Annotated in this window: 2 protein-coding genes and 1 pseudogene; 1 reads left to right on the forward strand and 2 read right to left on the reverse strand. The window is 30.0% G+C overall.

Annotated features, from left to right (window positions below):
- A pseudogene (locus tag G468_RS21750) lies at positions 1-231 on the forward strand (IS91 family transposase); the annotation flags it as partial.
- Between the two features lie 493 nt (positions 232-724).
- Here G468_RS21750 and G468_RS0117195 read toward each other — a convergent pair.
- Positions 725-1,726, reverse strand: coding sequence for a fimbrial protein (locus G468_RS0117195; RefSeq protein ID WP_026824060.1), 1,002 nt, complete (start codon positions 1,724-1,726; stop codon positions 725-727).
- A gap of 54 nt (positions 1,727-1,780) precedes the next feature.
- Positions 1,781-2,231, reverse strand: a 451-nt coding sequence (locus G468_RS21755) for an Ig-like domain-containing protein (RefSeq protein WP_034250389.1), incomplete at its 5' end; no start/stop codon positions are given.

Raw genomic sequence — 2,231 nt, forward strand, 5'->3', positions numbered from 1 at the left:
GGAAAACTATTGCCGAAAGTGTATAAGGCACTTGAGATGACGCCACGTAAAAAACCGGAAACCCCGGGTTTTGCTGTGTTGATGAAAGGATTTCTGCGCACTGATCCGTACAAATGTATTCTGTGTGGCGACAGGCTGCTTTTCACCGGGGCGCAAATGGGTAAAAAAGCAACGGAATTGTTATCAGAAAGACTACACCACATGGAAAAAAAACGATGGTTACGCAGCTAAACGCAGGATCAATATGTCTAAAATCAGGAAATTAGGTTAGAAATTACACTATTTGAGGAAATATTAACTGGCACCAAACACAATAAATCGATTTCCTCTCCTTTTTGCAATAAGGGATGGTTTTTGCTCCTCACTTTAAAAGCGATTCAATTTCCTAACCATGAACTACGGGGTGACTGTAGTTCGGAATCACTGCCCCTTTAGTTCCTTTCAGGAAAGCCCCTATTAGGTAGCGTTGCATCGTTAGACAAAGGCAGGGAATGTTACCGTAATGAGATTAAGCCTGTTGCTAAATAGTGGAATTAGTTATGACTTACAAAAAAGTTAGGAATTGATTATAAAAAAAACATACATTAAATTAAAAATAACCTATATTAGATTAATAAACATACTGATTTTGTGTTTTTTAGATGTATCTGAGTCGTTTTTGTTTAAAGCCGATTAATTTCACTATTTAGCAACAGGATTATTATAGTTTCTAATTTAATTGTGCCTATTCATCTTTTGAAAGAATAGCTTTTATTGAAGCTTTTACTTTATTTGATGAAAATACCTCATTATCTCTAACTAAATATGGAATAAGCTTAAATTTCAAATTCTTTTTATTTCCATCAAGTTCAAAACTTAATGTTTTTTTATCATTAATTAATTCCTGTGACTCATCATTCCATACACCAATTCCAAAATTTTCAAAATTAGTTTTAAAATATGCTTGATCAGCAGTAAATGGGGTTCCAACAAAATTTAAATTAATTTTTTCATTAGGAAGTGTTTTTTTACAAATAATGTTAATTTGAAACCCATCAAATTTTTTTTCATGAGAAAAAATATCTTGTGATATTATATCATTTACATTAAATTTCATAGGTAAGTTACTAATATTACATATTTTATTTACATTAATTTTAGATTCTTCAAATTTAATTAAAACAAGAGGTTTATCAGAGTATTCTTTTGTTTTACTTGCAAATAAAGTATATAACTTAACATAAAACTCTGGGACAACAATAGTCCCATCAAGGATGCTCTTTTTTAGTCTAATATTAACAATTCCCTTTGATCCCGTATCAAATGCTTCTACTTCATGGAACATATTTTCAGCATTATTCGATACATTATAAAAAGGAACTTGCTTATAACCTTGACTATAAACATGTATTTTTGTTTCTACTTCTACAAAATCATTTAAACTGATATACCCAGATTCACTTTCAACGCTATTTATATTTTCGTAAACGGCTTTATAATAAAAAGGTCCGAGTGTATCATCGAACTTATCAGCTTTACATGTTCCATTATAACTTTTATTCATATTATATTCGCTATTATAAACAACTCCTTTTGACGGGTATTGTTCAGATGATTTTCCAAGTTTAACAATTATTTCTTCATCACTGAAACACGTATAATTATCATTAGCCCATACGTTTACTGAAATAAATATGGTAATGGGAAAAATAGTAAATAATTTTTTTATTAAGTTTGATAAATGCATTATATTCTCTCTATATTGAAAATATATAAAATCTTTCCTTAAAAGCTTAGTTTTTTACATATTCACATTTAATTCTAAATCAAATTTATTTGGTATATAAATTATTTTTATACTCTTCTCATAAGAAGATGATTCTGTTTTTGCATTTACTTTTACTTCTCCAAAAGTATCACTTTTTAACTTAATATTATAAATTCCATTAATATCTGTATTAATATCTTTTTGAAAACTAATTTCCGGTGCATTAACATGAACTTTAGCAAAAGGAATCGGATTGTCATATTGATCAACAACTGAAATTTTAACTTCATTTTCTTCTTTTTTGTCTGCAACAGCTGGTTCTTTTTTATTAATCCACTCCAGATTGATTTCTGCCGTTTCCTTATCGCCTCTAAAGGTGGTCTTATTGATGGTGTCTTTACCATTAACCGTGGCCGTTACGGTATAAGAGCCGGCTTTTTTACTGGTTATCTTGGCGGTTGCTTTACCGTCTGCGTCGGTTTTA

It is taken from the genome of Arsenophonus nasoniae DSM 15247 (genome assembly GCF_000429565.1).
GTDB lineage: Bacteria > Pseudomonadota > Gammaproteobacteria > Enterobacterales > Enterobacteriaceae > Arsenophonus > Arsenophonus nasoniae.